34 protein-coding genes are annotated in these 21387 nt (G+C 57.1%); 1 reads left to right on the top strand and 33 read right to left on the bottom strand.

The window, feature by feature from the left end; translation table 11 throughout:
* Positions 1-64: 64 nt before the first annotated feature.
* Positions 65-598 carry a Spy/CpxP family protein refolding chaperone gene (locus AC4BCN_RS03610; protein ID WP_161781502.1) on the top strand — a complete coding sequence of 178 codons (534 nt, stop codon included), beginning with the start codon at positions 65-67 and terminating at the stop codon, positions 596-598.
* Positions 599-693: 95 nt separating this feature from the next.
* On the opposite strand, the gene dsbD is transcribed toward AC4BCN_RS03610, so the two are convergent.
* From dsbD to creB, 33 genes are all read right to left on the bottom strand, one after another.
* The gene (dsbD, locus tag AC4BCN_RS03605; RefSeq protein ID WP_490492579.1) at positions 694-2640 is read right to left on the bottom strand and encodes a protein-disulfide reductase DsbD; all 1947 of its coding nucleotides are present in this window, start codon (positions 2638-2640) and stop codon (positions 694-696) included.
* Between the two features lie 171 nt (positions 2641-2811).
* Positions 2812-3204 (bottom strand): 50S ribosomal protein L17, encoded by a 393-nt coding sequence (rplQ, locus tag AC4BCN_RS03600; protein ID WP_034753219.1) that lies wholly within the window; start codon positions 3202-3204, stop codon positions 2812-2814.
* 135 nt (positions 3205-3339) lie between these two features.
* The gene (locus tag AC4BCN_RS03595; protein WP_008444343.1) at positions 3340-4317 is read right to left on the bottom strand and encodes a DNA-directed RNA polymerase subunit alpha; all 978 of its coding nucleotides are present in this window, start codon (positions 4315-4317) and stop codon (positions 3340-3342) included.
* Positions 4318-4428: 111 nt separating this feature from the next.
* On the bottom strand, positions 4429-5052 hold the full coding sequence (gene rpsD / locus AC4BCN_RS03590) for a 30S ribosomal protein S4 (RefSeq protein ID WP_010394478.1): 624 nt from the start codon (positions 5050-5052) through the stop codon (positions 4429-4431).
* Between the two features lie 258 nt (positions 5053-5310).
* Positions 5311-5715 (bottom strand): 30S ribosomal protein S11, encoded by a 405-nt coding sequence (gene rpsK / locus AC4BCN_RS03585; protein WP_010394475.1) that lies wholly within the window; start codon positions 5713-5715, stop codon positions 5311-5313.
* 17 nt (positions 5716-5732) lie between these two features.
* Positions 5733-6098 (bottom strand): 30S ribosomal protein S13, encoded by a 366-nt coding sequence (gene rpsM, locus AC4BCN_RS03580; RefSeq protein ID WP_046681666.1) that lies wholly within the window; start codon positions 6096-6098, stop codon positions 5733-5735.
* A 14-nt stretch (positions 6099-6112) separates the two neighbouring features.
* Positions 6113-6226 (bottom strand): 50S ribosomal protein L36, encoded by a 114-nt coding sequence (rpmJ, locus tag AC4BCN_RS03575; protein ID WP_010394471.1) that lies wholly within the window; start codon positions 6224-6226, stop codon positions 6113-6115.
* 42 nt (positions 6227-6268) lie between these two features.
* On the bottom strand, positions 6269-6487 hold the full coding sequence (infA, locus tag AC4BCN_RS03570) for a translation initiation factor IF-1 (RefSeq protein ID WP_005663428.1): 219 nt from the start codon (positions 6485-6487) through the stop codon (positions 6269-6271).
* 18 nt (positions 6488-6505) lie between these two features.
* Entirely contained in the window at positions 6506-7840 is a 1335-nt protein-coding gene (gene secY / locus AC4BCN_RS03565; protein ID WP_010394438.1) for a preprotein translocase subunit SecY, read from the bottom strand.
* 32 nt (positions 7841-7872) lie between these two features.
* Entirely contained in the window at positions 7873-8304 is a 432-nt protein-coding gene (gene rplO, locus AC4BCN_RS03560) for a 50S ribosomal protein L15 (RefSeq protein WP_034753211.1), read from the bottom strand.
* Positions 8305-8334: 30 nt separating this feature from the next.
* Complete coding sequence (gene rpmD, locus AC4BCN_RS03555; RefSeq protein WP_010394435.1) at positions 8335-8514, bottom strand: 50S ribosomal protein L30; 180 nt, start codon at positions 8512-8514, stop codon at positions 8335-8337.
* A gap of 10 nt (positions 8515-8524) precedes the next feature.
* Positions 8525-9043, bottom strand: a complete 519-nt coding sequence (rpsE, locus tag AC4BCN_RS03550) for a 30S ribosomal protein S5 (RefSeq protein WP_010394433.1) — start codon at positions 9041-9043, stop codon at positions 8525-8527.
* A 9-nt stretch (positions 9044-9052) separates the two neighbouring features.
* A complete protein-coding gene (rplR, locus tag AC4BCN_RS03545; RefSeq protein WP_010394431.1) occupies positions 9053-9415 on the bottom strand; it encodes a 50S ribosomal protein L18 in 363 nt (120 codons plus the stop codon).
* 13 nt (positions 9416-9428) lie between these two features.
* The gene (rplF, locus tag AC4BCN_RS03540) at positions 9429-9962 is read right to left on the bottom strand and encodes a 50S ribosomal protein L6 (protein ID WP_034778281.1); all 534 of its coding nucleotides are present in this window, start codon (positions 9960-9962) and stop codon (positions 9429-9431) included.
* Positions 9963-9972: 10 nt separating this feature from the next.
* Positions 9973-10368, bottom strand: a complete 396-nt coding sequence (gene rpsH, locus AC4BCN_RS03535) for a 30S ribosomal protein S8 (RefSeq protein WP_034753208.1) — start codon at positions 10366-10368, stop codon at positions 9973-9975.
* A gap of 14 nt (positions 10369-10382) precedes the next feature.
* Positions 10383-10688 (bottom strand): 30S ribosomal protein S14, encoded by a 306-nt coding sequence (gene rpsN, locus AC4BCN_RS03530; protein WP_010394423.1) that lies wholly within the window; start codon positions 10686-10688, stop codon positions 10383-10385.
* A gap of 2 nt (positions 10689-10690) precedes the next feature.
* A complete protein-coding gene (gene rplE, locus AC4BCN_RS03525) occupies positions 10691-11230 on the bottom strand; it encodes a 50S ribosomal protein L5 (protein ID WP_010394421.1) in 540 nt (179 codons plus the stop codon).
* Between the two features lie 6 nt (positions 11231-11236).
* Positions 11237-11551 (bottom strand): 50S ribosomal protein L24, encoded by a 315-nt coding sequence (gene rplX / locus AC4BCN_RS03520; RefSeq protein WP_034753204.1) that lies wholly within the window; start codon positions 11549-11551, stop codon positions 11237-11239.
* A gap of 9 nt (positions 11552-11560) precedes the next feature.
* Complete coding sequence (rplN, locus tag AC4BCN_RS03515; protein ID WP_008444317.1) at positions 11561-11929, bottom strand: 50S ribosomal protein L14; 369 nt, start codon at positions 11927-11929, stop codon at positions 11561-11563.
* Between the two features lie 253 nt (positions 11930-12182).
* The gene (gene rpsQ / locus AC4BCN_RS03510) at positions 12183-12455 is read right to left on the bottom strand and encodes a 30S ribosomal protein S17 (protein WP_010394415.1); all 273 of its coding nucleotides are present in this window, start codon (positions 12453-12455) and stop codon (positions 12183-12185) included.
* Positions 12452-12643, bottom strand: coding sequence for a 50S ribosomal protein L29 (gene rpmC / locus AC4BCN_RS03505; RefSeq protein ID WP_010394412.1), 192 nt, complete (start codon positions 12641-12643; stop codon positions 12452-12454). Before rpmC ends, rpsQ begins: the two co-directional genes overlap by 4 nt.
* 12 nt (positions 12644-12655) lie before the next feature.
* Entirely contained in the window at positions 12656-13075 is a 420-nt protein-coding gene (gene rplP, locus AC4BCN_RS03500) for a 50S ribosomal protein L16 (RefSeq protein ID WP_034753201.1), read from the bottom strand.
* A 2-nt stretch (positions 13076-13077) separates the two neighbouring features.
* Positions 13078-13902: a 30S ribosomal protein S3 gene (gene rpsC, locus AC4BCN_RS03495; protein WP_092718261.1), complete on the bottom strand. Its 825-nt coding sequence runs from the start codon at positions 13900-13902 to the stop codon at positions 13078-13080.
* 9 nt (positions 13903-13911) lie between these two features.
* Positions 13912-14244: a 50S ribosomal protein L22 gene (gene rplV / locus AC4BCN_RS03490; protein ID WP_170840583.1), complete on the bottom strand. Its 333-nt coding sequence runs from the start codon at positions 14242-14244 to the stop codon at positions 13912-13914.
* Positions 14241-14516 (bottom strand): 30S ribosomal protein S19, encoded by a 276-nt coding sequence (gene rpsS / locus AC4BCN_RS03485; RefSeq protein ID WP_008444295.1) that lies wholly within the window; start codon positions 14514-14516, stop codon positions 14241-14243. Before rpsS ends, rplV begins: the two co-directional genes overlap by 4 nt.
* 10 nt (positions 14517-14526) lie before the next feature.
* Positions 14527-15354, bottom strand: a complete 828-nt coding sequence (rplB, locus tag AC4BCN_RS03480) for a 50S ribosomal protein L2 (RefSeq protein ID WP_034753198.1) — start codon at positions 15352-15354, stop codon at positions 14527-14529.
* Positions 15354-15671, bottom strand: a complete 318-nt coding sequence (gene rplW, locus AC4BCN_RS03475; RefSeq protein WP_010394398.1) for a 50S ribosomal protein L23 — start codon at positions 15669-15671, stop codon at positions 15354-15356. The genes rplB and rplW overlap by 1 nt, the downstream gene beginning before the upstream one ends.
* Positions 15668-16288: a 50S ribosomal protein L4 gene (rplD, locus tag AC4BCN_RS03470; protein WP_034753197.1), complete on the bottom strand. Its 621-nt coding sequence runs from the start codon at positions 16286-16288 to the stop codon at positions 15668-15670. The genes rplW and rplD overlap by 4 nt, the downstream gene beginning before the upstream one ends.
* 3 nt (positions 16289-16291) lie before the next feature.
* Entirely contained in the window at positions 16292-16948 is a 657-nt protein-coding gene (gene rplC / locus AC4BCN_RS03465; protein ID WP_010394393.1) for a 50S ribosomal protein L3, read from the bottom strand.
* 325 nt (positions 16949-17273) lie between these two features.
* Positions 17274-17462, bottom strand: a complete 189-nt coding sequence (locus AC4BCN_RS03460; RefSeq protein ID WP_034753196.1) for a hypothetical protein — start codon at positions 17460-17462, stop codon at positions 17274-17276.
* A 242-nt stretch (positions 17463-17704) separates the two neighbouring features.
* The gene (creD, locus tag AC4BCN_RS03455) at positions 17705-19096 is read right to left on the bottom strand and encodes a cell envelope integrity protein CreD (RefSeq protein ID WP_490492578.1); all 1392 of its coding nucleotides are present in this window, start codon (positions 19094-19096) and stop codon (positions 17705-17707) included.
* A gap of 86 nt (positions 19097-19182) precedes the next feature.
* A complete protein-coding gene (gene creC, locus AC4BCN_RS03450) occupies positions 19183-20604 on the bottom strand; it encodes a two-component system sensor histidine kinase CreC (protein WP_490492577.1) in 1422 nt (473 codons plus the stop codon).
* Positions 20601-21332, bottom strand: coding sequence for a two-component system response regulator CreB (gene creB / locus AC4BCN_RS03445; protein ID WP_485880410.1), 732 nt, complete (start codon positions 21330-21332; stop codon positions 20601-20603). The genes creC and creB overlap by 4 nt, the downstream gene beginning before the upstream one ends.
* Between the last annotated feature and the right edge of the window lie 55 nt (positions 21333-21387).

Here is a 21387-nt window from a genome sequence, read left to right as displayed (position 1 = left end):
GGAAAGTCCAACATGGATTCATGTGCAGCAACATGTACATCCCTCACTTTACAAAGGAATCCAGATGAACGCCTCAATGAAGACTTTACGCAAGAATTTGATCATCGCCATGAGCGTACTCGGCATGGGTGCGGCATCGCTGACCGTCCACGCCCAGGAAGCGGCCGCCAGCGCGCCTGCCGCCAGCACCAAGATGCAACATGAAGGCCAGCGCGGCCAGCACCGCGGAGGCAATCCCGCCGAACGCATGGCCAAGTACCAGGCCCGCCTGCACGACAAGCTGAAGCTGACGGCCGCCCAGGAACCGGCCTGGGCCACTTTCACGGCCGCCAACGCACCGAAAAAGCCGATGGGCGACTGGAAAGCCAAGCGCGAAGCGATGGCCAAGCTGTCGGCGCCGGAACGCATGGAACAATGGATCGCCATGTCGAAGGAACGCATCGCCGACCAGGAAAGCCGATTGGCCTCGCTGAAAACCTTTTATGCCGTGCTGACGCCGGAGCAAAAGAAAGTGTTTGACGACAGTGTGCCTGGCGGCAAAGATGGTGGAATGCGCGGCCACCATCGTGGTCATGGTGCGCACCATAAAGCAGGCTGAGCGCAGGTCGGATTAGCGGCGGAACGCCGCGTAATCCGACAACCTTGTTGAAGTGTGCGGTGGTGTCGGGTTACGCCCTGGCGGGCTAACCCGACCTACCCCGCCAGCTTGCGCAAGGAGGTCAGGAAAGTGGCCGCATTCTGGAAGCCGATCACGCGCGACTGGGCGATTTCCTGTCCCTGCGGGTTGAACATGATGATGCCCGGCGGGCCGAACAGCTGGAAACGTTTCAGCATGGCCTTGTCGTCCGCATCATTGGCCGTCACGTCCACTTGCAGCAGCACGGCTTGCCCCATCTTCTCGCGCACGGCGGGATCGACGAAGGTCAGTTTTTCCATCTCGATGCACGATACGCACCAGTCCGCATAAAAGTCCAGCAAGGCCGGCTTGCCACCCAGCTGGGCCAGCGCCGCATCGAGCTGCGCCACGGTCTTTACACGCGTAAATGGTTGCGCATGCACCTGGCCACCACCGAGGTGCGCCAGCGGCGCCAGCGGGTCGCGGCCACCGCTGGCCACGCCGACCAGCTGCATCGCGCCCAGCACGGCTAACACGAGGCCGAAGGCCTTGGCGACCCAGGCGTTCTTCGCGCCGCTCTTGCCCACCAGCAGATACATGCCGTAGCCGACGAACAAGACCGTCCAGCCCAGCATCTGCACGGCGCCCGGCAGCACGGGCGAGACCAGCCACCAGGCCACGCCCAGTTGCAGCACGCCAAAGAAGCGCTTGACGGCATCCATCCACGCGCCGGCGCGCGGCAACAAGGTGCCGGCCGACACGCCCACCAGCAGCAGCGGCACGCTCATGCCCACGGCCATGGCGAACAGGGCGCTGCCGCCGATGACGACGTCGCGCGTCTGGCTGATGTACAGCAAGGCGCCGGCCAGCGGCGCGGCCACGCATGGCCCCACGATCAGGGCGGAAATGGCGCCCATGACGAACACGCCCGCCAGGCGGCCCGACGATTGCTGGTTCGACACGGACGTCAGCTTGCCTTGCAGGAAAGCCGGCACTTGCAGCTCATAAAAACCGAACATCGACAGGGCCAGGCCCGCCATCAGCAGGGCAAAGAAACCGAGCACCCACGGGTTTTGCAGTTGCGCGGCCAGGCCTTCGCCCGCCAGGCCGGCCGCTACGCCCAGCGCCGTGTAGACGATGGCCATGCCCAGCGCGTACGTCAGCGACAGCAGCAAGCCGCGCGAGCGGCTGACCTTGGCGCCATCGCCGATGATGATCGACGACAAAATCGGCACCATCGGCAGCACGCATGGGGTAAAGGCGAGGCCCAGGCCCAGCAGCATGAACAGGGGCACGATGACGAGCAGCTTGCCGCCCTTCAGTGCCGCTTCGATCTTGCCCATCTCGCTTTGCGCAGGCGCGGCGCTTGCCGCCACGGGGGCCGCCGCGACCGGCTCGGGCGTGCTGGTGATATCGGCCTGGGGAATGCTCATGACGGACACGCCAGGCGACGCTTGCGCCTGCGGACCATTGACGGCCGCCGTGTCGACTGCGGGAGCTGCCGGCAAGGCGAATTTCGACGGCAAGCCGCCCGGCGCCATGCTCTGGCCGCCACCACCGCCCACCAGCTGGGCCGTGGCGTCCTGCGGCGCATAGCACAGGCCCTTGTCGGAGCAGCCCTGGCCCGTCGCCTTCAAGGTGAAGGCGACGGCCGCTTCCACGGGAATCGTGATGGTGAGGGTCTTGCGGAACGTTTCCACGTTCTTCTGGAAGGTATCGTCAAACTTGACCTTACCAGCCGGATACACGGGCGTGCCCAGTTTGGCGCCCACGGCCTCGAACTTGAAGCGCTCGTGGTACATATAGTAGCCATCGGCGATCACATAGGTGACGGCGATGGTGGACGGATCCTGCATGCGGGCGGAAAACTTGAAGGCCAGCTCGGGATCGAGGAATTCATCGTCGGCACGGGCATGACTGGCGCCAAAGACGGCCATCGCCAGCAGCAAGCAGGTGGCAAACCACAGCAACAGTTGACGTAAGGGGGCGGCGCGCGCGGTGGCGCTGGAGGGGAAACGGGACATGAACGACCTTTTTCTGCGGCATCAGCTGTGCCATTCAACAAGAGACGCGCGGGGCGTGCAGTGGCTGCAGGGCCGGCGCGAAAGAAGAATAGTACACCGCAGCAAGGATAGCTGCAGCAGAAAACAAAAAAGCCAGGCTAGGCCTGGCTTTTCTTGAAGCGGCTACTGGGATTACTCGCCAGCAACTTCAACTGCTTCGGTCGTATCTGGACGATCCATCAGTTCAACGAACGCCATAGGAGCGTTATCGCCGACGCGGAAACCCATTTTCAGGATACGCACATAACCACCGTTACGGTTGGCGAAACGTGGGCCCAGTTCAGCGAACAGTTTGACGACCATTTCACGGTCGCGCAGGCGGTTGAAGGCCAGACGCTTGTTTGCCAGGGAGTCGGTTTTGCCCAGGGTCAGAATTGGCTCGACAACGCGGCGCAGTTCTTTTGCTTTTGGCAGGGTGGTTTTGATCGCTTCGTGACGCAGCAGCGATACTGTCATGTTGCGCAGCATTGCCAGACGGTGGGACGAGGTACGATTCAGTTTACGGAGGCCGTGACCGTGACGCATGGTAAATCCTTTCGGTAGTGAGTTTAAATCCAGTTCTTCGATCAATGAAACCAGGGTTTCATCGCGGACCGGTTTGGTACTTCAAAAATAAAAGCCTGGGACACCTGTCCCAGGCAGTTTGCTACAAACTTCGAATTACTTTTCCAGGCCGGCAGGCGGCCAGTTTTCCAGCTTCATGCCCAAGGTCAAGCCGCGCGATGCCAGCACTTCCTTGATTTCGTTCAGGGACTTGCGGCCCAGATTTGGCGTTTTCAGCAGTTCGTTTTCCGAACGTTGGATCAGGTCGCCGATGTAGTAGATGTTTTCCGCTTTCAGGCAGTTCGCCGAACGCACGGTCAACTCCAGGTCGTCGACTGGACGCAACAGGATAGGATCGACCAGCGGAGCGCGCGATGGCGCTTCGGCGGCGGCTTCCGTGCCTTCCAGGGCAGCGAACACATTCAACTGGTCCACCAGAACGCGGGCCGACTGGCGGATCGCTTCTTCCGGCGAGATCACGCCGTTGGTTTCGATGTTGATGATCAGCTTGTCCAGGTCGGTACGCTGTTCAACGCGGGCCGACTCAACGAAGTACGATACACGGCGCACTGGCGAGAACGACGCATCCAGGATGATGCGGCCGATGGTCTTGTTCGTGTCTTCCGACAGGCGACGCACGTTACCAGGAACGTAGCCGCGGCCTTTTTCAACCTTGATCTGCATGTCCAGCTTGCCACCAGCGGTCAGGTGGGCGATCACGTGGTCAGGGTTGATCAGTTCGACGTCATGCGGCAGGTCGATGTCGGAGGCCAGGATCGCGCCTTCGCCTTCTTTTTTCAGGGTCAGGGTTACCGAATCGCGGTTGTGGACTTTGAAAACCACACCCTTCAAGTTCAGCAACAGATCGACGACGTCTTCTTGCACGCCATCGAGTGAGGAATATTCGTGGACGACGCCAGCGATCGTCACTTCGGTCGGCGCGTAGCCTACCATCGACGACAGCAGAACGCGGCGCAACGCGTTACCCAATGTGTGGCCATAGCCGCGCTCGAACGGTTCCATCACGACCTTGGCGTGACCTGCACCGAGAGCTTCAACATCGATAATACGTGGCTTCAACAAACTGTTTTGCATGAAATGTCCTTTTCAATACCCTCGGCTCATTACACCGATAAGGCTGATGGCATTAGTGAAACGCCCACTTTACAAAAGCAAAGTGGGCGGAGATCTTGCTACTGACTACTATTAACGCGAGTACAGCTCGACGATCAGCGATTCGTTGACGTCGTTAGCGATTTCGTTACGCTCTGGCAGGGACTTGAAGGTACCTTCCATTTTCTTGGCATCAACCGAAACCCAGCTAGGCATACCAACTTGTTCAGCCAGCGACAGTGCTTCAACGATACGCACTTGCTTTTTCGATTTTTCACGAACAGCAACGATGTCGCCAACTTTGACTGCGTACGAAGCGATGTTCACAACGATACCGTTCACGGTGAACGCTTTGTGGCTGACCAATTGACGCGCTTCAGCGCGGGTCGAGCCAAAGCCCATGCGGTAGCAAACGTTGTCCAGACGCGTTTCCAGCAACTTCAACAGCGTTTCGCCGGTGTTGCCTTTACGACGGTCTGCTTCAGCGAAGTAGCGGCGGAATTGACGTTCCAGCACGCCGTACATGCGCTTGACTTTTTGCTTTTCGCGCAGTTGGTTACCGTAGTCCGAGGTGCGGGCGCCGGATTTGACACCGTGCTGGCCTGGCTTGACGTCCAGTTTGCACTTGCTGTCCAGCGAGCGACGTGCGCTCTTCAGGAACAGGTCTGTACCTTCACGGCGGGAAAGTTTTGCTTTAGGTCCGATATAACGTGCCACGATACTTCCTTTTTTTAAATGATAACGCCCCAGCCACATGCATGATCAAACACACTGATGCGGTTAGGCGCTAGTCTGATTTGGTTTCAATCAGACGGTGGCTGAAAACGAAAAACCCGCCAAACAGAATTTGACAGGCAAGAACAGCCGGGCAGTATAACCGTTTCCGGCTCCCTGCTCCAGCGTTTTCACACAACTGTACTGAGTTACAACAGACAGCAAAGCAGCTGGCGCCGAAGCGCCCTCTGCAACACTATCTTAGATACGACGACGTTTCGGTGGACGGCAACCGTTGTGCGGTACCGGCGTCACGTCCTGGATCTCGGTGATCTTGATACCCAGGTTGTTCAGCGCGCGAACGGCGGACTCACGACCAGGACCTGGGCCCTTGATACGTACTTCCAGGTTCTTCACGCCACACTCAACAGCCACTTTACCAGCGGCTTCCGCGGCGACCTGCGCTGCGAATGGGGTCGATTTACGCGAACCCTTGAAGCCTGCACCGCCGGAGGTAGCCCACGACAAGGCATTGCCTTGACGATCGGTGATGGTAATGATGGTGTTATTGAACGATGCGTGGACATGTGCGATGCCTTCAGCGACGTTCTTTTTAACTTTTTTACGCACGCGTGCTGATGCGGCGTTATTTTGCGACTTAGCCATAATTATTCCCTAGCGGATTATTTTTTCAGCGATTGAGCGGCTTTACGCGGTCCCTTGCGGGTACGTGCGTTCGTACGCGTACGCTGGCCACGGCAAGGCAGACCCTTACGATGACGCATGCCGCGGTAGCAACCCAGATCCATCAAACGCTTGATGTTCATGGACAGTTCACGACGCAGATCGCCTTCGACGATGAATTTACCTACTTCATCGCGCAGCTTTTCCAGTTCGCTGTCATCCAGATCTTTGATCTTTTTGTTGGTTGCTACACCGGTCGATGCACAGATTTTCTCTGCGCGTGGACGGCCCACACCGTAGATGGCCGTCAGGCCGATAACGGTATGCTGATGATTTGGGATATTAACCCCTGCAATACGTGCCATTTGTTATTCCTCGATTAACCTTGACGCTGCTTGTGACGTGGTTCCACGCAGATAACGCGGACTACGCCTTTGCGCTTGATGATCTTGCAGTTGCGGCAGATCCGCTTGACTGATGCGAGAACTTTCATTTTTGGGCTCTTTCTTTCGCTTCTTTGGTTTGATTCAGTGTGTTACTTGGTACGGAACACAATGCGGGCTCGGCTCAGGTCGTACGGCGTTAACTCCACCGTCACCTTGTCTCCAGGGAGAATGCGAATATAGTTCATCCGCATTTTACCTGAAATATGCCCGAGCACCACGTGTCCGTTCTCCAGCTTCACTCGAAATGTTGCATTTGGGAGATTCTCAAGAATCTCGCCCTGCATCTGTATGACGTCGTCTTTTGCCATTCGGTATGTTTACCGCGCTTAACGCGTCGGAATTCCGCCCTTGAAATTTGCTTTGCGCAGCAGTGAATCATATTGCTGCGACATCACGTAGTTCTGTACTTGCGCCATGAAATCCATGGTGACAACTACAATAATCAATAAAGAAGTACCGCCGAAATAGAATGGTACTTTCCACTGGGCTTGCATAAATTCCGGCAATAAACACACCAGGGTGATGTAGACTGCGCCGGCAAGTGTCAAGCGTGTCAGGATCTTGTCGATGTAACGGGCTGTCTGCTCGCCTGGACGAATCCCGGGAATGAACGCACCGCTTTTCTTCAAGTTATCCGCTGTTTCCTTGCTGTTAAAGACCAGCGCTGTATAGAAGAAACAGAAAAACACGATCGCCACTGCGTACAACAGCGCATGGATAGGCTCACCAGGCCCCATCGATGCTGCCAAATCTTTCAAGAACCGCACCGCAGGGTTAGCGTTGTCGGCGCCCTTTGAAAACCAGTCCACGATAGTGGCCGGGAACAAGATGATCGAAGAAGCAAAGATCGGCGGGATCACGCCGGCCATGTTCAGCTTCAACGGCAAATGGCTGGTTTGACCGCCATAAATCTTGTTGCCTACCTGGCGCTTCGCGTAATTGACCAATATTTTGCGCTGACCACGTTCGACGAATACAACGAAGTACGTTACCAGTGCTACCAGGATCACGATGAAAATCGCGCTGAAGCTGCCGATCGAACCATTCGACACCTGAGTGAACAAGCCACCCAACGCCGACGGCAGACCTGCTGCAATCCCGGCAAAAATGATGATCGAGATGCCATTCCCCAAGCCACGCTCGGTAATTTGCTCACCCAACCACATCAAAAACATTGTTCCGGTCAACAAAGTGACGACCGTCACGAAGCGGAATGCAAGACCAGGTTCCAACACCAGACCAGCTTGCGACTCCAGTGCGACTGCAATGCCTAACGCTTGGAACAGTGCCAGGGCAACCGTGAAATACCGGGTGTACTGGGTGATCTTGCGACGACCTGCTTCGCCTTCTTTTTTCAACGCTTCCATCTGCGGTGACACGATCGACAGCAATTGCATGATGATCGAGGCCGAGATATAAGGCATGATACCCAGCGCAAACACTGTAAAACGAGACAAGGCACCGCCCGAGAACATGTTGAACATGCCCAGGACGCCGCCTTCGTGCTCCTTGAACAGCGAGGCTAATTGTGTCGGGTCAATCCCGGGAACCGGGACGTGAGCACCGATACGATAAACCACCAATGCGCCAAGCAAAAACCAGAGCCGTCCCCAAGGGAAACCGGCCGCTGCACTTTTAGCAAGTTGTGGATTAGTCGCCAATTTTCGCTCCGATCAAGCTGTTAGCGGTCAACTCAGGCTACCGAGCCGCCGGCTGCTTCGATGGCTGCTTTCGCGCCAGCGGACACTTTCAAGCCCTTCAAATTCACCGCTTTGGTGATTTCGCCGGACAAGATCACGCGCACGTCACGGGCCAACACGCCCAGAACGCCAGCTTGCTTCAAGACCAGAATGTCGACATCGCCAACAGCCAGGTTGTTCAGATCGGACAGGCGCACTTCAGCTTTGAAGGTTGCGTGCATCGATTTGAAACCGCGCTTAGGCAGACGGCGTTGCAGAGGCATCTGACCGCCTTCGAAACCGACTTTATGAAAGCCGCCCGAACGCGATTTCTGACCTTTGTGACCACGACCCGAGGTTTTACCCAGGCCGGAGCCGATACCGCGACCGACGCGACGCTTGTAGTGCTTAGCGCCTTCGGCTGGTGCAATAGTATTCAATTCCATGATTTGCTCCGTTCGTGTAAGCCCGAAGGCTTACCCGACAACTTTAACGAGATACGATACTTTATTGATCATGCCGCGTACGGATGGGGTGTCTTGCAATTCGGAAACCGAATTTACACGACGCAGACCCAGACCGCGCACGGTAGCGCGATGCGATTCGCGCGTACCGATCAAGCCCTTGACCAATTGCACTTTGACTGTGTTTGTCATTTTGTCCACCTTAAGCCAGAATGTCTTCGACCGACTTGCCGCGTTTGGCAGCGATATCGGAAGCAGTGCTCATTTTCGACAGGCCGTCCAGCGTAGCGCGTACCAGGTTGTATGGGTTGTTCGAACCGGTGGATTTCGCCACCACGTCCGTCACGCCCATCACTTCGAAGATAGCGCGCATTGCGCCACCAGCGATAACGCCAGTACCAGGCTTAGCTGGGTTCATCAGGACCTTGGAGGCGCCGTGACGACCAACAACCGTGTGATGCAAGGTACCGTTTTTGAGCGGTACTTTGATCAGGTTGCGACGGGCTTCTTCCATTGCCTTCTGCACGCCAACTGGCACTTCTTTCGATTTGCCCTTGCCCATGCCGACGCGGCCATCGCCATCACCAACTACGGTCAGCGCGGCGAAACCCATGATACGACCACCCTTGACCACTTTGGTCACGCGGTTGATCGCGATCATTTTTTCGCGCATGCCATCATCCGGCTTGTCGCTTTGCATTTTTGCTTGCATTTTTGCCATGATTGATCCTTAGAACTTCAGACCGGCTTCGCGTGCGGCTTCTGCCAACGCTTTCACACGGCCGTGGTAACGGAAACCGGAGCGGTCAAACGCAACTTCGGTAATCCCTGCTTTCAACGCTTTTTCAGCGACGCGCTTGCCGATCAAGGCTGCAGCAGCGGCATTGCCGCCTTTGCCGGATTGGCCTGCCAGTTCAGCGCGAACTTCCGCTTCAGCCGTCGAGGCCGAAACCAGGACTTTAGCGTCCGGGCTGATCAGGTTGGCGTAAATGTGCAGGTTGGTGCGATGCACCGACAAGCGATTTACTTTCAATTCCGCAATCTTGATGCGGGTTTGGCGTCCGCGGCGAAGCCGTGATTCTTTCTTATCCATCGTCAGCCCCTAATTACTTCTTCTTGGTTTCTTTAAGCTTAACCACTTCGTCCGCATAGCGAACGCCCTTGCCTTTATAAGGCTCAGGAGCGCGGTAAGCACGAACTTCAGCGGCTACCTGGCCAACCTGTTGACGGTCGATACCTTTAATCAGGATCTCGGTCGGGGTTGGTGTTGCGCAGGTAACGCCAGCTGGCATGTCATGCACTACAGGGTGCGAGAAGCCCAGGGACAGATTCAACTTGTCGCCTTGAGCTTGCGCCTTGTAACCCACGCCTACCAGGTTCAGCTTTTTCTCGAAACCCTTGGTGACGCCAACAACCATGTTGTTGACCAGTGCGCGCAGCGTGCCGGACATGGCATTGGCTTCGCGGCTGTCGTTCGCCACGTCGAAACTCAGGGTTCCTGCATTGTTTTCCACTTTGACCTGGCCGGTGAGGGCCTGGGAAAGTACGCCCAGCGGGCCTTTTACGGTGATCGCTTGTGCGGAGATGGCGACTTCGGCGCCAGCTGGCACTACGATAGGCATTTTAGCTACTCGAGACATGTGTAACTCCTTAAGCCACGTAGCAAATAACTTCGCCGCCGACACCGGTAGCGCGTGCTTTGCGGTCAGTCATGACGCCTTGCGGAGTCGACACGATCGCCACACCCAAGCCATTCATCACAACAGGGATCTCGTCTTTACCCTTGTAGACGCGCAGACCCGGACGGGACACGCGCTCCAAGCGCTCAATGACGGGACGGCCAACATAATACTTCAAACCGATTTTCAGTTCCGCTTTGCCACCAGCTTCGGCAACAGCGAAATCTTCAATGTAACCCTCGTCCTTCAGGACGCTGGCAATCGCAATTTTGACTTTCGACGATGGCATGGCCACGGTCGTCTTTTGCACGCCTTGTGCATTGCGAATGCGGGTCAGCATATCGGCGATAGGATCGCTCATACTCATTGCATATTCTCCTATTACCAGCTTGCTTTTGTCATACCCGGAATTTCACCACGCATGGCGAATTCACGGAGCTTGATACGACCCAGACCGAATTTACGGAATGTGCCGCGCGGACGACCAGTGATGGCGCAACGGTTACGTTGACGCGTCGGGTTCGAGTTACGTGGCAGCGCCTGCAGTTTCAGGCGAGCTTCGTAGCGCTCTTCTTCCGATTTCGATTGGTCATCGACGATGGCCTTGAGAGCTTCGCGCTTAGGGGCGAATTTCGCCACCAGGTCAGCACGCTTGATCTCACGATTAATCAGTGACAGTTTGGCCATGATCAGTTCCTGAAAGGGAATTTAAAGGCGGCGAGCAAAGCTTTGGCTTCGTCATCGGTCTTAGCGGTTGTCGTGATGCTGATATTCATACCGCGCAACGCGTCAATCTTGTCGTATTCGATTTCAGGGAAAATGATCTGTTCCTTGACACCGATGTTGTAGTTGCCACGACCATCAAATGCACGGCCGTTCACACCACGGAAATCGCGCACGCGCGGCAGAGCCACGGTAATGAAGCGATCCAGGAACTCGTACATGCGAGCGCCGCGCAGGGTGACCATCGTACCGATCGGGTAACCTTCACGGATTTTGAAGCCTGCGATCGCTTTGCGGGACTTGGTGGTCACTGGCTTCTGGCCGGCGATCTTGGTCAAGTCAGCAACTGCGTGCTCGAGAACTTTTTTATCCGCGATAGCCTCACCAACACCCATGTTCAGGGTGATCTTGGTCAGGCGTGGAACTTCCATTACCGACTTGTAACCAAACTTGCTGGTCAGGTCGGCAACGACTTTTTCTTTATAGAATTCTTGGAGACGTGCCATGATTTCTTAAGCCTTCACTACTTCGCCGGAGGATTTAAAGATGCGAACTTTCTTGCCGTCCACTTCTTTGAAACCCACGCGATCTGCCTTGCCAGTCGCTGCATTAAACAATGCAACGTTGGACACGTGAATTGGCATGGTCTTATCGACGATACCACCAGTTACGCCAGTCATCGGGTTTGGCTTAGTCGCTTTTTTAGCGATGTTAATGCCGTCAACCACGATATGTTCAGCATCGATACGCTGCTGTACCACACCACGTTTGCCCTTGTCTTTCCCGGTCAGAACGATGACTTCGTCGTTTTTACGAATCTTATCCATTACGACTCCTTACAGGACTTCCGGTGCCAGGGACACGATTTTCATGAACTTCTCAGTACGCAGTTCGCGTGTGACAGGTCCAAAAATACGGGTACCGATCGGTTCCAGCTTGGCGTTCAACAGAACGGCGGCGTTGCCGTCGAACTTCACCAGGGAACCGTCTTGGCGGCGAACACCTTTAGCGGTGCGCACAACCACGGCGTTATAAATTTCACCTTTTTTGACACGGCCACGTGGCGCAGCAACCTTAACGGTTACCTTGATCACATCGCCAATGCCAGCATAACGGCGCTTGGAGCCGCCCAATACCTTGATGCACATTACTTCTTTGGCACCGGTATTGTCAGCCACTTCGAGCCGGCTTTCAGTTTGAATCATAGTATTCTCTTTCCCAACTTAAGCCGAAGAATCCACACAATGTAGACCCACGGTCAGTCTTGGTCCCGCCAGAGCCGCCCTGCTGGGCTTCACTGTTTGGGTGCATGACCTTCATACATCAACTGACCGCGAATGCTACTGTCTGTGGCCAGACACTTTGCGGCGTTACATGAACGAAGCCCGCAAGTATTACATACAATTTGCGGGCCTGCAAGTACTAATTAAAACCCACCGCCGAAACGGTGGTTTTTATTTAAACGGTTGGTGCGGCTTGAACCACACGTGTCACCGTCCATGCCTTCGTTTTGGAGATCGGGCGACCTTCCTGGATCTCGACCGTGTCACCGGCCTTGACTTGGTTGGTCTCGTCATGCGCGTGATACTTGTTCGAGCGCATGATGATCTTGCCATACAAAGGATGTTTTACGTGGCGCTCGATCAGAACGGTAACGGTCTTGTCCATCTTGTCCGAAACCACTTTACCGATCAGCGTGCGCTTGAGCGACTGTTTCACTGGTTCGTTCATTTGGCTTCCTTCAGATTCATTACCGTCTTCACACGCGCGATATCGCGGCGTACCTTCTTGAGCTGCGAAGTGTTGCTCAGCTGCTGCGTAGCGATTTGCATGCGCAGGCCGAACTGTGCCTTCAACAGGTCATTCAGCTCTTTTTGCAGAGCTGGCTGGTCCTTGCCGCGGAGTTCAGATGCTTTCATATACAACTCCAATTATTGGCCGACTTGGCGGATGACAAACGTCGTCGCCAGTGGCAGTTTAGCGGCGGCAAGACGGAATGCTTCCCGTGCCAGCGCTTCGTCAACGCCATCCATTTCGTACAGTACTTTGCCTGGCTGAATTTCAGCGACGTAGTACTCAGGATTACCTTTACCGTTACCCATACGGACTTCAGCCGGTTTGTTCGAAATCGGTTTGTCCGGGAAAATACGGATCCAGATACGGCCACCGCGCTTGATGTGACGCGTCATTGCACGACGCGCCGCTTCAATTTGACGTGCAGTGATACGACCGCGCGCAACTGCCTTCAGACCGAATTCGCCAAACGACACGGCGGTGCCGCGGCTGTGCGAAATACCGGTGTTACGGCCTTTCTGCTCTTTACGATACTTTCTGCGTGCTGGTTGCAGCATGATTATTCTCCTGCTTTCTCAGCTGGTGCTGCTGCGGCGGCCGGTTTAGCGGCCGTACGCACACGTGCACCTGGTGCTGTGGATGGTTTCGCACCGGCGCCTGCTGGACGTGGGCGGCCGGCTGGCTTGCCATCGTCACGGCGTGGACCGCGGCTCTTCTTCTCGTCAGCTGGGGTATCGATGACTGGTGCATCGCCGTTCGGCGCGCGGTCACCTTTATATACCCACACCTTGACACCGATGATGCCGTAGGTGGTCGATGCTTCGCTGGTACCGTAGTCGATATCGGCGCGCAGGGTATGCAGAGGCACGCGGCCTTCGCGGTACCACTCTTTACGCGCGATTTCGATACCGTTCAGACGGCCGGACGACATGATCTTGATACCGAGTGCACCCAGGCGCATTGCATTTTGCATTGCGCGCTTCATGGCGCGGCGGAACATGATCCGTTTTTCCAGCTGCTGCGAGATCGAATCGGCGATCAGTTGCGAGTCGATTTCAGGCTTGCGAATTTCTTCGATGTTCACGTGAACAGGTACGCCCATGATCTTGGTCAAAGCGGACTTCAGTACTTCGATGTCTTCGCCTTTTTTACCAATGACCACGCCTGGACGCGAGCTGTAGATCGTGAAGCGCGCGTTCTTTGCTGGGCGCTCGATAACGATGCGGCCAACCGAAGCGTTCTTCAGTTTCTTTTTCAGGTAAGCACGTGCTTTCAAGTCTTCGTTCAGCATGGCAGCGAAATTACCGTTGCCTGCATACCAGCGCGAAGCCCAGTTACGGGTGACCGCCAGACGGAAACCGGTTGGATGAATTTTCTGACCCATCGTGGCTCCTTAGTTACCGACAGTCACGTAAACGTGACAGGATTGTTTCGAAATACGGTCGCCACGGCCTTTTGCACGCGCGGTGAAGCGCTTCAGGACCGGGCCCTTTTCGACGTAGATCGTTTTCACGAACAATTCGTCGATGTCCGCGCCATCATTGTGTTCCGCATTGGCGATTGCCGATTCCAGAACGCGTTTGATGATCGCAGCACCTTTTTTCGGGCTGAATTGCAAGATGTTGAGTGCAGCGTCAACTTTCTTGCCACGGATCAGGTCAGCAACCAGGCGGCCCTTTTGGTCCGACAGGCGCACACCTTTGAGGATAGCTTTAGTTTCCATTATTTCTTAGCCTTTTTGTCAGCTGCATGGCCCTTGAACGTACGGGTCAGTGCGAATTCGCCGAGCTTGTGACCAACCATGTTTTCGGAAACATAAACCGGCACGTGCAGCTTGCCGTTATGAACCGCGATCGTCAGGCCGATGAAGTCAGGCATGATTGTCGAACGACGCGACCAGGTTTTGATTGGCTTTTTGTCTTTGGCTGCTTGCGCGGCTTCAACTTTTTTCACCAGGTGGGCGTCACAGAACGGCCCTTTTTTCAATGAACGTGTCATGTGCTACCCCTTATTTCTTGCCGCGGCGCGAGACGATCATGGAAGTAGTACGCTTGTTGCTGCGTGTCTTCTTACCCTTAGTCTGTTGGCCCCAAGGCGAAACTGGATGACGACCAGCTGCTGTTTTACCTTCACCACCACCGTGCGGGTGATCGACCGGGTTCATGACCACACCGCGAACGGTAGGACGAACACCGCGCCAGCGCATCGCACCAGCTTTACCGATTTTACGCAGGCTGTGCTCGGCATTGCCGACTTCACCAACCGTTGCACGGCACTCGATGTGCACGCGACGTACTTCACCCGAGCGCAGACGCACTTGAGCGTAGGTACCTTCACGAGCCATCAGCACAACGCCAGCGCCGGCGGTACGGGCCATTTGGGCACCTTTACCTGGCAGCATTTCAACGCAATGCATCACGGTACCGACTGGGATGTTACGGATTGGCAAGCAGTTACCCGATTTGATCGGTGCTTCCGAACCGTTCATCACGCTGTCGCCAACGGCCATGCCTTTGGTTGCGATGATGTAGTGACGTTCGCCGTCGGCGTAGCACAGCAGAGCGATATTCGCGGTGCGGTTTGGATCGTATTCGATACGTTCCACTTTCGCTGGAATACCATCTTTGGTGCGCTTGAAGTCGATCAAGCGGTAGTGTTGCTTATGACCACCACCGATATGACGGGTGGTGATGTGACCGTTGTTGTTACGACCAGCGGTCTTGGATTTCTTTTCAACCAGAGCAGCGAATGGACGACCCTTGTACAGGTCGGCATTCACCACCTTCACCATGCCGCGACGGCCTGGCGAGGTTGGTTTCATCTTAACGAGTGCCATTATGCAGCCTCCTCGGAGAAGTTGATTTCCTGGCCAGGCTTCAGGCACACGAAAGCACGCTTGGTATGGTTACGACGACCGTTGAACTTGCCGGTGCGCTTTTGCTTACCTTCGCGGTTTGCAGTTTGCACGGACAGAACTTCAACCTTGAACAGCAGTTCGACCGCTGCCTTGATTTCAGGCTTGGTTGCATCCGGCAATACGCGGAATACAATTTGCTCGTTCTTTTCCGCGACCATGGTGGCCTTTTCGGAAATCACGGGCGCCAACAGCACCTTCATCAAGCGTTCTTCGCTATGTTTCAAAATCGCGCTCATGCCAGCATCTCCTCAATCTTGGCCAATGCAGCTTTGGTGACCAGGATCTTCTTGTAGAACACCAGGGACATCGGGTCTGCGTGACGTGGCTCAACGACGAGTACGTTAGGCAGATTGCGCGATGCCAGTTCCAGGTTTTCGTTCAGAACGTCGGTGATGATCAGAACCGAATCAAAGCCCAGGCCGTTCAATTTTTGCGACAGCAGCTTGGTTTTTGGCGCGTCGATCGTCAGATCGTCGATTACGATCAGGCGCTCTTCGCGAGCCAGCTGCGACAGGATCGAGCAGATACCTGCGCGATACATTTTTTTGTTCACTTTGTGGGTGAAGTTTTCGTCAGGCGAGTTCGGGAAAATCCGACCACCGCCGCGCCACAGTGGCGACGACGACATACCAGCACGAGCGCGGCCGGTACCTTTTTGGCGCCATGGCTTTTTCGTCGTGTGGTGAACTTCTTCACGGTCTTTTTGCTTGCGGTTACCACTACGTGCATTCGCTTGATAAGCGATGACGACTTGGTGGATCAGCGCTTCATTGTAGTCACGGCCGAAAATCGTATCGGCTGCAGCAACGTTCGAGGCGGCTTGACCTTGCGCATTCAGAAGCTTGAGTTCCATCGTTTAAGCTCCCTTCTTGGCTTTGGTTTTGATGGCTGGCGAGACAACTACCTGGCCATTTTTCGCACCTGGAATCGCGCCTTTGACCAGCAACAGCTGACGGTCGGCATCGATACGGGCGATCACGAGGTTCTGGATCGTACGGTTAACGTCACCCAGATGACCGGTCATGCGCTTACCAGGGAAAACGCGACCTGGATCTTGTGCCATACCGATGGAACCTGGAACGTTATGCGAACGCGAGTTACCGTGCGTTGCACGGCCAGAAGCGAAGTGGTAACGTTTGATAACGCCTGCATAGCCTTTACCGATGGTAACGCCTTGCACGTCGATCTTTTGACCGACTTCGAACAGGGAAGCAGCGACAACATCGCCAGCTTTCAGTTCAGCGGCTTTGGCAGCGTCGACACGGAACTCTTTCAACAGAGTACCGGCTTCAACACCAGCTTTAGCGTGATGACCAGCAACAGCTTTGGTCACGCGGGAAGCGCGACGTTGACCGAATGCGACCTGAACAGCGGAGTAACCATCTGTTTCAGGGGTTTTGATTTGCGCAACACGGTTGTTCGATACGTCCAACACGGTGACAGGAATCGAATCCCCTTCATCCGTGAAAATGCGCATCATACCAACCTTGCGACCGAGAAGGCCTAGGCTCATTTTTTCTCCATTCCCACCTGCGATTGGGCGGGGCTTGTTTAACTACAAAGTAACGTAGGACTCAAAAAAGACGAATCCATACCGAAGCCGGCTAGTATATAGCACAAAAACCCTTGACGCAACAAGTTAACACGAGGTATGTCAAAGTGTTGCGCGACGCCCCTGCGGGAGTTGTCGGCGCGCCGGAAAAATGCCGCCGCGAGCCAACTTGAGAGGCGCAAAGCACGGCGCCATGCGCCCTGGCGGGCAATGGCAGAAACACACAGGGCGCGCAATGGCTTGCGCGCCCTGCCCTGCACTTCCCGGGCGCGACGCCCGAAAAAGCTTATTGCTGGCAGTTGATCAGGCAATGCTGGTACAGATCTTCGCAGATGGGGCTGCCGCCGAGATGCGCGCGGCAATTGGCCACTTTTTGCCCGCATTCGCTATAGCACTGCGTGACATCGCCAGCGGCAAACGCATACGAGGCGCTCAAGCCCAGCGCAAACAGGAAAGCCATCGACTTCTTGATCATATTTCATCTCCGTTTATCAGATGGAAGAACAACCAGGACGACACGCCATCCTCGCACCGCCCCGGGCAGGTGCCGCAGCACCCGCCATTACTTAAAAAGCAATGCCAATAGAATACCGTAAACAATACCAACCAACTACCAATTAATGACTCCGCATACCAGCCAATCAAAAAAAGCCAGCCCGGACAGATCACCGTCCGGGCTGGCTGCAAGCGTTATGGCGCATGGCGCCCGGCCGCTCCTTATTCCTGCGGCGCTCCTTTGCCAATCTGATACCAGTCCACCTTGCGCGTCGCCACCATGATGACGGCCAGCACGGCGAACAGCAGGATGCTGCCCATCACCAGCGCATTGTTTTCCGAACTGAGCAAACCATACAGCGCGCCATACAGCATGGTCAGCGCCACGCCGAAGCCGATGCCGCGCCAGGCGTTATGCAGCACGTGCACCAGGTAAAAGCTGGTCAGCACGATACAGGCGGCGCTGGCGATCAGATAGGCGGACAGGAAGGCGATGTGCTCGGCCAGGCCCACCAGCAGCAGGAAGAAGATCACCAGCGACAGGCCCACCAGCAGATACTGGACCGGATGGATCGGCAGACTCTTCAGGATTTCAAAGATGAAGAAGGCGGCAAAGGTCAGCGCCACGAACAGCAAGCCATATTTGGTGGCCCGGTCCGATTGCGAATACACGTTCACGGGTTCGATGAAGCCCACGCTGAAGCGGTCGATCTGGCCCAGCGGCGCACTGTCGGGCACCTTGAATTCGCCCTCGATGGTACTCAGCTGGGTTTGCGCATTGGTGGCCAGCGACGAGATATTCCACGCCACGTGAAACCCATGGGCGTCGATCTGGCGATTCTTCGGCGACGGCAGGAAGCGCCCGCCAAACTGCGGATGGGGCCAGTTCGACTTGATGCTGATCTGACTGTTTTTCGCCACCGGCACGAAATGCTGGCGTTCGATGCCATCGAGGCCCAGGTCAAAGCTGAAGCGCACCTGCTGCGGCGCCGCCAGCGGCATGGCGCCCAGCGGCGCATGCAGGCCGCTGCGGAAGGCAAACAGGTCGGTGCCCTGCTCGAACTCGATCTTCTGGCCGCCCCAGTCGATTTTCGGAATATTGCGGATGCCGCGCACGTCCTCGATGGACAGGGCCACGAATGGCGCACCGAGAGTCACGCGCGAGTCCGGCGTTTTGCGCGGCAGCTGCTGCTGGCCGGTCACCGTGAAGTCGCCCTTGAACGCGTGCTGGCCGCTGTAGACCAGCACCTGGTGGATGCCGCGGTAGCGGCGGTCCGTCTCGATGTTGCCTTGATGCTGCAAGATGTTCGGATACACGATCAGGCGGCGCTGCACCAGGCGGCGCAGCAACTGCGGCTGCGCCGGCACGCTTCCTTTCTGCTCCTTGGCCACTGCGATCTCGACGCGCTCTTCATACTGCTCCGTGTAGGGAATCACGAGGATGGGGCCGATGATGGTTTGTTCGCGCACCGAATCGGCGGCGATGCTGTTGACGGCTTCCTGGCGGAATTCCATCCGCTCCTTGATCGTTTCCTGAATCATCAGCAAAGGCAGGCCGATCAGCAGCATCAGGCCGAACACGATCAACGCTTTGACTAACAGAGTTTTTTGCATGGCGCATCCTTGAAGTAAGGCGGCCAGTGTAAAAGAGCTGTGTGCGCTGACGATGCAGTCTGTGTGAAGCCGACAAATAAAGTGCGCTAAGCCAGCGGCAGGCACAGGCGCGCGCAGGCGCCGCCCTCCGCGTGATTGAGCACTTCGACCGTGCCGCCATGCAGCGAGGCCACCTCGCGCACGAAGGGCAGGCCCAGGCCCGTGCTCTTGCCGGCGCTCGGGCGCGGCAGCGAATAAAAGCGCTCGAAGACGCGCTCGAGCGCATACGCGGGAATCCCCTCGCCCCGGTCGCGCACGGCAATTTCCACCTGGCTGCCGTGGCGCTGCGCCGTCAGGTCGATGCAGCTGCCCGGCGGCGCAAAGCCGGCTGCGTTGTCGAGCAGGTTGCCCAGCGCCTGGCGCAGCAGCAGGGCGTCCCCTGCCACAAGCTGCTCGTCGGTATGCAGCTGCACGCGCACGCCGCGCGCCGCCAAAGTGGCCGCGCCATCCTGCGCCACTTGCGCCAGCAAGGGTCCCAGCGCGATGCGCTCGGGATGATCGAGGCGCTGCTGCTTTTCCACGCGCACGAGGGCCAGCAGCTTGTCGATCAGCTGCCGCTGGCGCGCATTCTGTTCCAGGATACTGGCGAGGAACTGGCGCCGCTCGGCCGGCGGCATGTCTTCCTGCAGCAGTTCGGCCGAGGCCTGGATGGCCGCGATCGGGCTTTTCAATTCATGCGCCAGGGTATGCATCAGCTGCTCCACATATTCCTTGCCTTCCAGGCGCGTGCGCATTGCCTCCAGCGCCCTGCCCAAGGTGCCGATCTCGTTCGTGCCCAGCGCCGGCAGCGCCACCTTGCGCCCCGCTTCCACGTCGCCAATATAGTCCATCAGCTTGCCCAGCGCATGGTGCAGCCACCAGGCGAACGCCAGGCCGATCAGCAGCGACAGCAGCAACAGTACGGCGCCGCGCTGCAGGATCTTGCGCTGGCTGCGCTCGACAAACGCTTGCACGCTGGCGTTCGGCTTGGCCACCGTCAGCACGCCGATTACCTCATTGCCGTCGCGAATCGGCGCGGCCACGTGCATCACCGTCGACATCTCGTCGTCCGGCTGGCTGCGCGTGCTGCGCGCGCCATACTTGCCCTGCAGGGTCAGGTAGACGTCATTCCAGCGCGAATAGTCGCGCCCCACGTCGCGTCCGCTGGAATCGAACAGCACGATGCCGTGCCGGTCCGTAATATAGATGCGGTAATCGAGCGTGCGCTTGCGCACGCCATTGATATTGACGTCCACGCCATGGCGCGCGTAATCCTGCATGCGTTCGGCCACGGGCGACTGCGCCAGCGTGCCCGCCTTCACGTCGGGCGCCACCAGGTTGGCCAGCAGTTGCGAGGTATCGACCAGGGTGTCTTCCAGGGTCGAGCGCACGCCCGGCTTGACCTGTTCCATGAAAACATTGAGCAGGAACCACGCGGCCAGCCCGACGATCAGGAAGTAGCCGAGCAGGATACGCAGACCGATCTTCATGCGCCGGCCAGGCTGTAGCCGAGGCCACGGTGGGTGTGGATGGGGTCGACCTGCGCATCGACGGCACGCAGCTTGGCCCGCAGCGATTTGACGTGCGCGTCGACGGTGCGCTCGAGCGTGTCGGACGCCCCGCTCCACACGCGCTCCATCAGCTGGGCGCGCGACAGCACGTGACCCGGATGCTCGAGCAGGGTTTTCAGCAACAGGTATTCATAGCGGGTCAGGTCCAGCGGCTGGCCGTGGAACAGCACCCGCGCTTCGAGCGCGCGCAACTCGAAGCGCGCCGGCGCGGTCGCGGCGGCAGGCGCGGCTATCGTCATGCCAGTCTCGCGCGGCACCTGAGCGACACCCGCGCGGCGCAGGATGACGCGGATGCGCGCCACCAGTTCGCGCGGCGAAAACGGCTTCGTGACGTAATCGTCGGCGCCGATTTCCAGGCCCACGATGCGGTCGATCTCGTCGCTGCGGGCCGTCAGGAAAATCACCGGCACGTCGGAAAACTGGCGCAGGCGGCGGCACACCTCCAGGCCGCTCATGTCGGGCAAGCCCACGTCGAGCACCACGAGCACGGGCATCTGCGCGGCTTCCCCGGGCATGGGGCGCAGCGCGGCCAGGGCGTGCTCGCCCAACATCACATGGCGCGGCGTAAAGCCGTCCGTGCGCAAGGCATAGGCGATGCTGTCGGCAATCGCCTGTTCATCTTCCACGATCAGGACAGTCTTGGACATGGCGGCGGCACGCATTAATGGACAAGCCCGGAGTATCCCTGAAGCACGCAAGCGG

The sequence above is a fragment of the Janthinobacterium sp. Bl 1 genome, from assembly GCF_058215535.1.
The sequence above is the reverse complement of the archived record's forward strand: the minus strand, read 5'-3'. Positions and strand labels throughout refer to the sequence as shown.

What these genes read in the sequence shown, in the direction of transcription:
- AC4BCN_RS03610 (WP_161781502.1), top strand. Translation starts at nt 65, where the DNA reads ATGAACGCCTCAATGAAGACTTTACGCAAGAATTTGATCATCGCCATG.
- dsbD (WP_490492579.1), bottom strand. Translation starts at nt 2,640, where the DNA reads ATGTCCCGTTTCCCCTCCAGCGCCACCGCGCGCGCCGCCCCCTTACGT.
- rplQ (WP_034753219.1), bottom strand. Translation starts at nt 3,204, where the DNA reads ATGCGTCACGGTCACGGCCTCCGTAAACTGAATCGTACCTCGTCCCAC.
- AC4BCN_RS03595 (WP_008444343.1), bottom strand. Translation starts at nt 4,317, where the DNA reads ATGCAAAACAGTTTGTTGAAGCCACGTATTATCGATGTTGAAGCTCTC.
- rpsK (WP_010394475.1), bottom strand. Translation starts at nt 5,715, where the DNA reads ATGGCTAAGTCGCAAAATAACGCCGCATCAGCACGCGTGCGTAAAAAA.
- rpsM (WP_046681666.1), bottom strand. Translation starts at nt 6,098, where the DNA reads ATGGCACGTATTGCAGGGGTTAATATCCCAAATCATCAGCATACCGTT.
- rpmJ (WP_010394471.1), bottom strand. Translation starts at nt 6,226, where the DNA reads ATGAAAGTTCTCGCATCAGTCAAGCGGATCTGCCGCAACTGCAAGATC.
- infA (WP_005663428.1), bottom strand. Translation starts at nt 6,487, where the DNA reads ATGGCAAAAGACGACGTCATACAGATGCAGGGCGAGATTCTTGAGAAT.
- rplO (WP_034753211.1), bottom strand. Translation starts at nt 8,304, where the DNA reads ATGGAATTGAATACTATTGCACCAGCCGAAGGCGCTAAGCACTACAAG.
- rpmD (WP_010394435.1), bottom strand. Translation starts at nt 8,514, where the DNA reads ATGACAAACACAGTCAAAGTGCAATTGGTCAAGGGCTTGATCGGTACG.
- rpsE (WP_010394433.1), bottom strand. Translation starts at nt 9,043, where the DNA reads ATGGCAAAAATGCAAGCAAAAATGCAAAGCGACAAGCCGGATGATGGC.
- rplR (WP_010394431.1), bottom strand. Translation starts at nt 9,415, where the DNA reads ATGGATAAGAAAGAATCACGGCTTCGCCGCGGACGCCAAACCCGCATC.
- rplF (WP_034778281.1), bottom strand. Translation starts at nt 9,962, where the DNA reads ATGTCTCGAGTAGCTAAAATGCCTATCGTAGTGCCAGCTGGCGCCGAA.
- rpsH (WP_034753208.1), bottom strand. Translation starts at nt 10,368, where the DNA reads ATGAGTATGAGCGATCCTATCGCCGATATGCTGACCCGCATTCGCAAT.
- rpsN (WP_010394423.1), bottom strand. Translation starts at nt 10,688, where the DNA reads ATGGCCAAACTGTCACTGATTAATCGTGAGATCAAGCGTGCTGACCTG.
- rplE (WP_010394421.1), bottom strand. Translation starts at nt 11,230, where the DNA reads ATGGCACGTCTCCAAGAATTCTATAAAGAAAAAGTCGTTGCCGACCTG.
- rplX (WP_034753204.1), bottom strand. Translation starts at nt 11,551, where the DNA reads ATGGATAAGATTCGTAAAAACGACGAAGTCATCGTTCTGACCGGGAAA.
- rplN (WP_008444317.1), bottom strand. Translation starts at nt 11,929, where the DNA reads ATGATTCAAACTGAAAGCCGGCTCGAAGTGGCTGACAATACCGGTGCC.
- rpsQ (WP_010394415.1), bottom strand. Translation starts at nt 12,455, where the DNA reads ATGAACGAACCAGTGAAACAGTCGCTCAAGCGCACGCTGATCGGTAAA.
- rpmC (WP_010394412.1), bottom strand. Translation starts at nt 12,643, where the DNA reads ATGAAAGCATCTGAACTCCGCGGCAAGGACCAGCCAGCTCTGCAAAAA.
- rplP (WP_034753201.1), bottom strand. Translation starts at nt 13,075, where the DNA reads ATGCTGCAACCAGCACGCAGAAAGTATCGTAAAGAGCAGAAAGGCCGT.
- rpsC (WP_092718261.1), bottom strand. Translation starts at nt 13,902, where the DNA reads ATGGGTCAGAAAATTCATCCAACCGGTTTCCGTCTGGCGGTCACCCGT.
- rpsS (WP_008444295.1), bottom strand. Translation starts at nt 14,516, where the DNA reads ATGACACGTTCATTGAAAAAAGGGCCGTTCTGTGACGCCCACCTGGTG.
- rplB (WP_034753198.1), bottom strand. Translation starts at nt 15,354, where the DNA reads ATGGCACTCGTTAAGATGAAACCAACCTCGCCAGGCCGTCGCGGCATG.
- rplW (WP_010394398.1), bottom strand. Translation starts at nt 15,671, where the DNA reads ATGAGCGCGATTTTGAAACATAGCGAAGAACGCTTGATGAAGGTGCTG.
- rplD (WP_034753197.1), bottom strand. Translation starts at nt 16,288, where the DNA reads ATGGAACTCAAGCTTCTGAATGCGCAAGGTCAAGCCGCCTCGAACGTT.
- rplC (WP_010394393.1), bottom strand. Translation starts at nt 16,948, where the DNA reads ATGAGCCTAGGCCTTCTCGGTCGCAAGGTTGGTATGATGCGCATTTTC.
- AC4BCN_RS03460 (WP_034753196.1), bottom strand. Translation starts at nt 17,462, where the DNA reads ATGATCAAGAAGTCGATGGCTTTCCTGTTTGCGCTGGGCTTGAGCGCC.
- creD (WP_490492578.1), bottom strand. Translation starts at nt 19,096, where the DNA reads ATGCAAAAAACTCTGTTAGTCAAAGCGTTGATCGTGTTCGGCCTGATG.
- creC (WP_490492577.1), bottom strand. Translation starts at nt 20,604, where the DNA reads ATGAAGATCGGTCTGCGTATCCTGCTCGGCTACTTCCTGATCGTCGGG.
- creB (WP_485880410.1), bottom strand. Translation starts at nt 21,332, where the DNA reads ATGTCCAAGACTGTCCTGATCGTGGAAGATGAACAGGCGATTGCCGAC.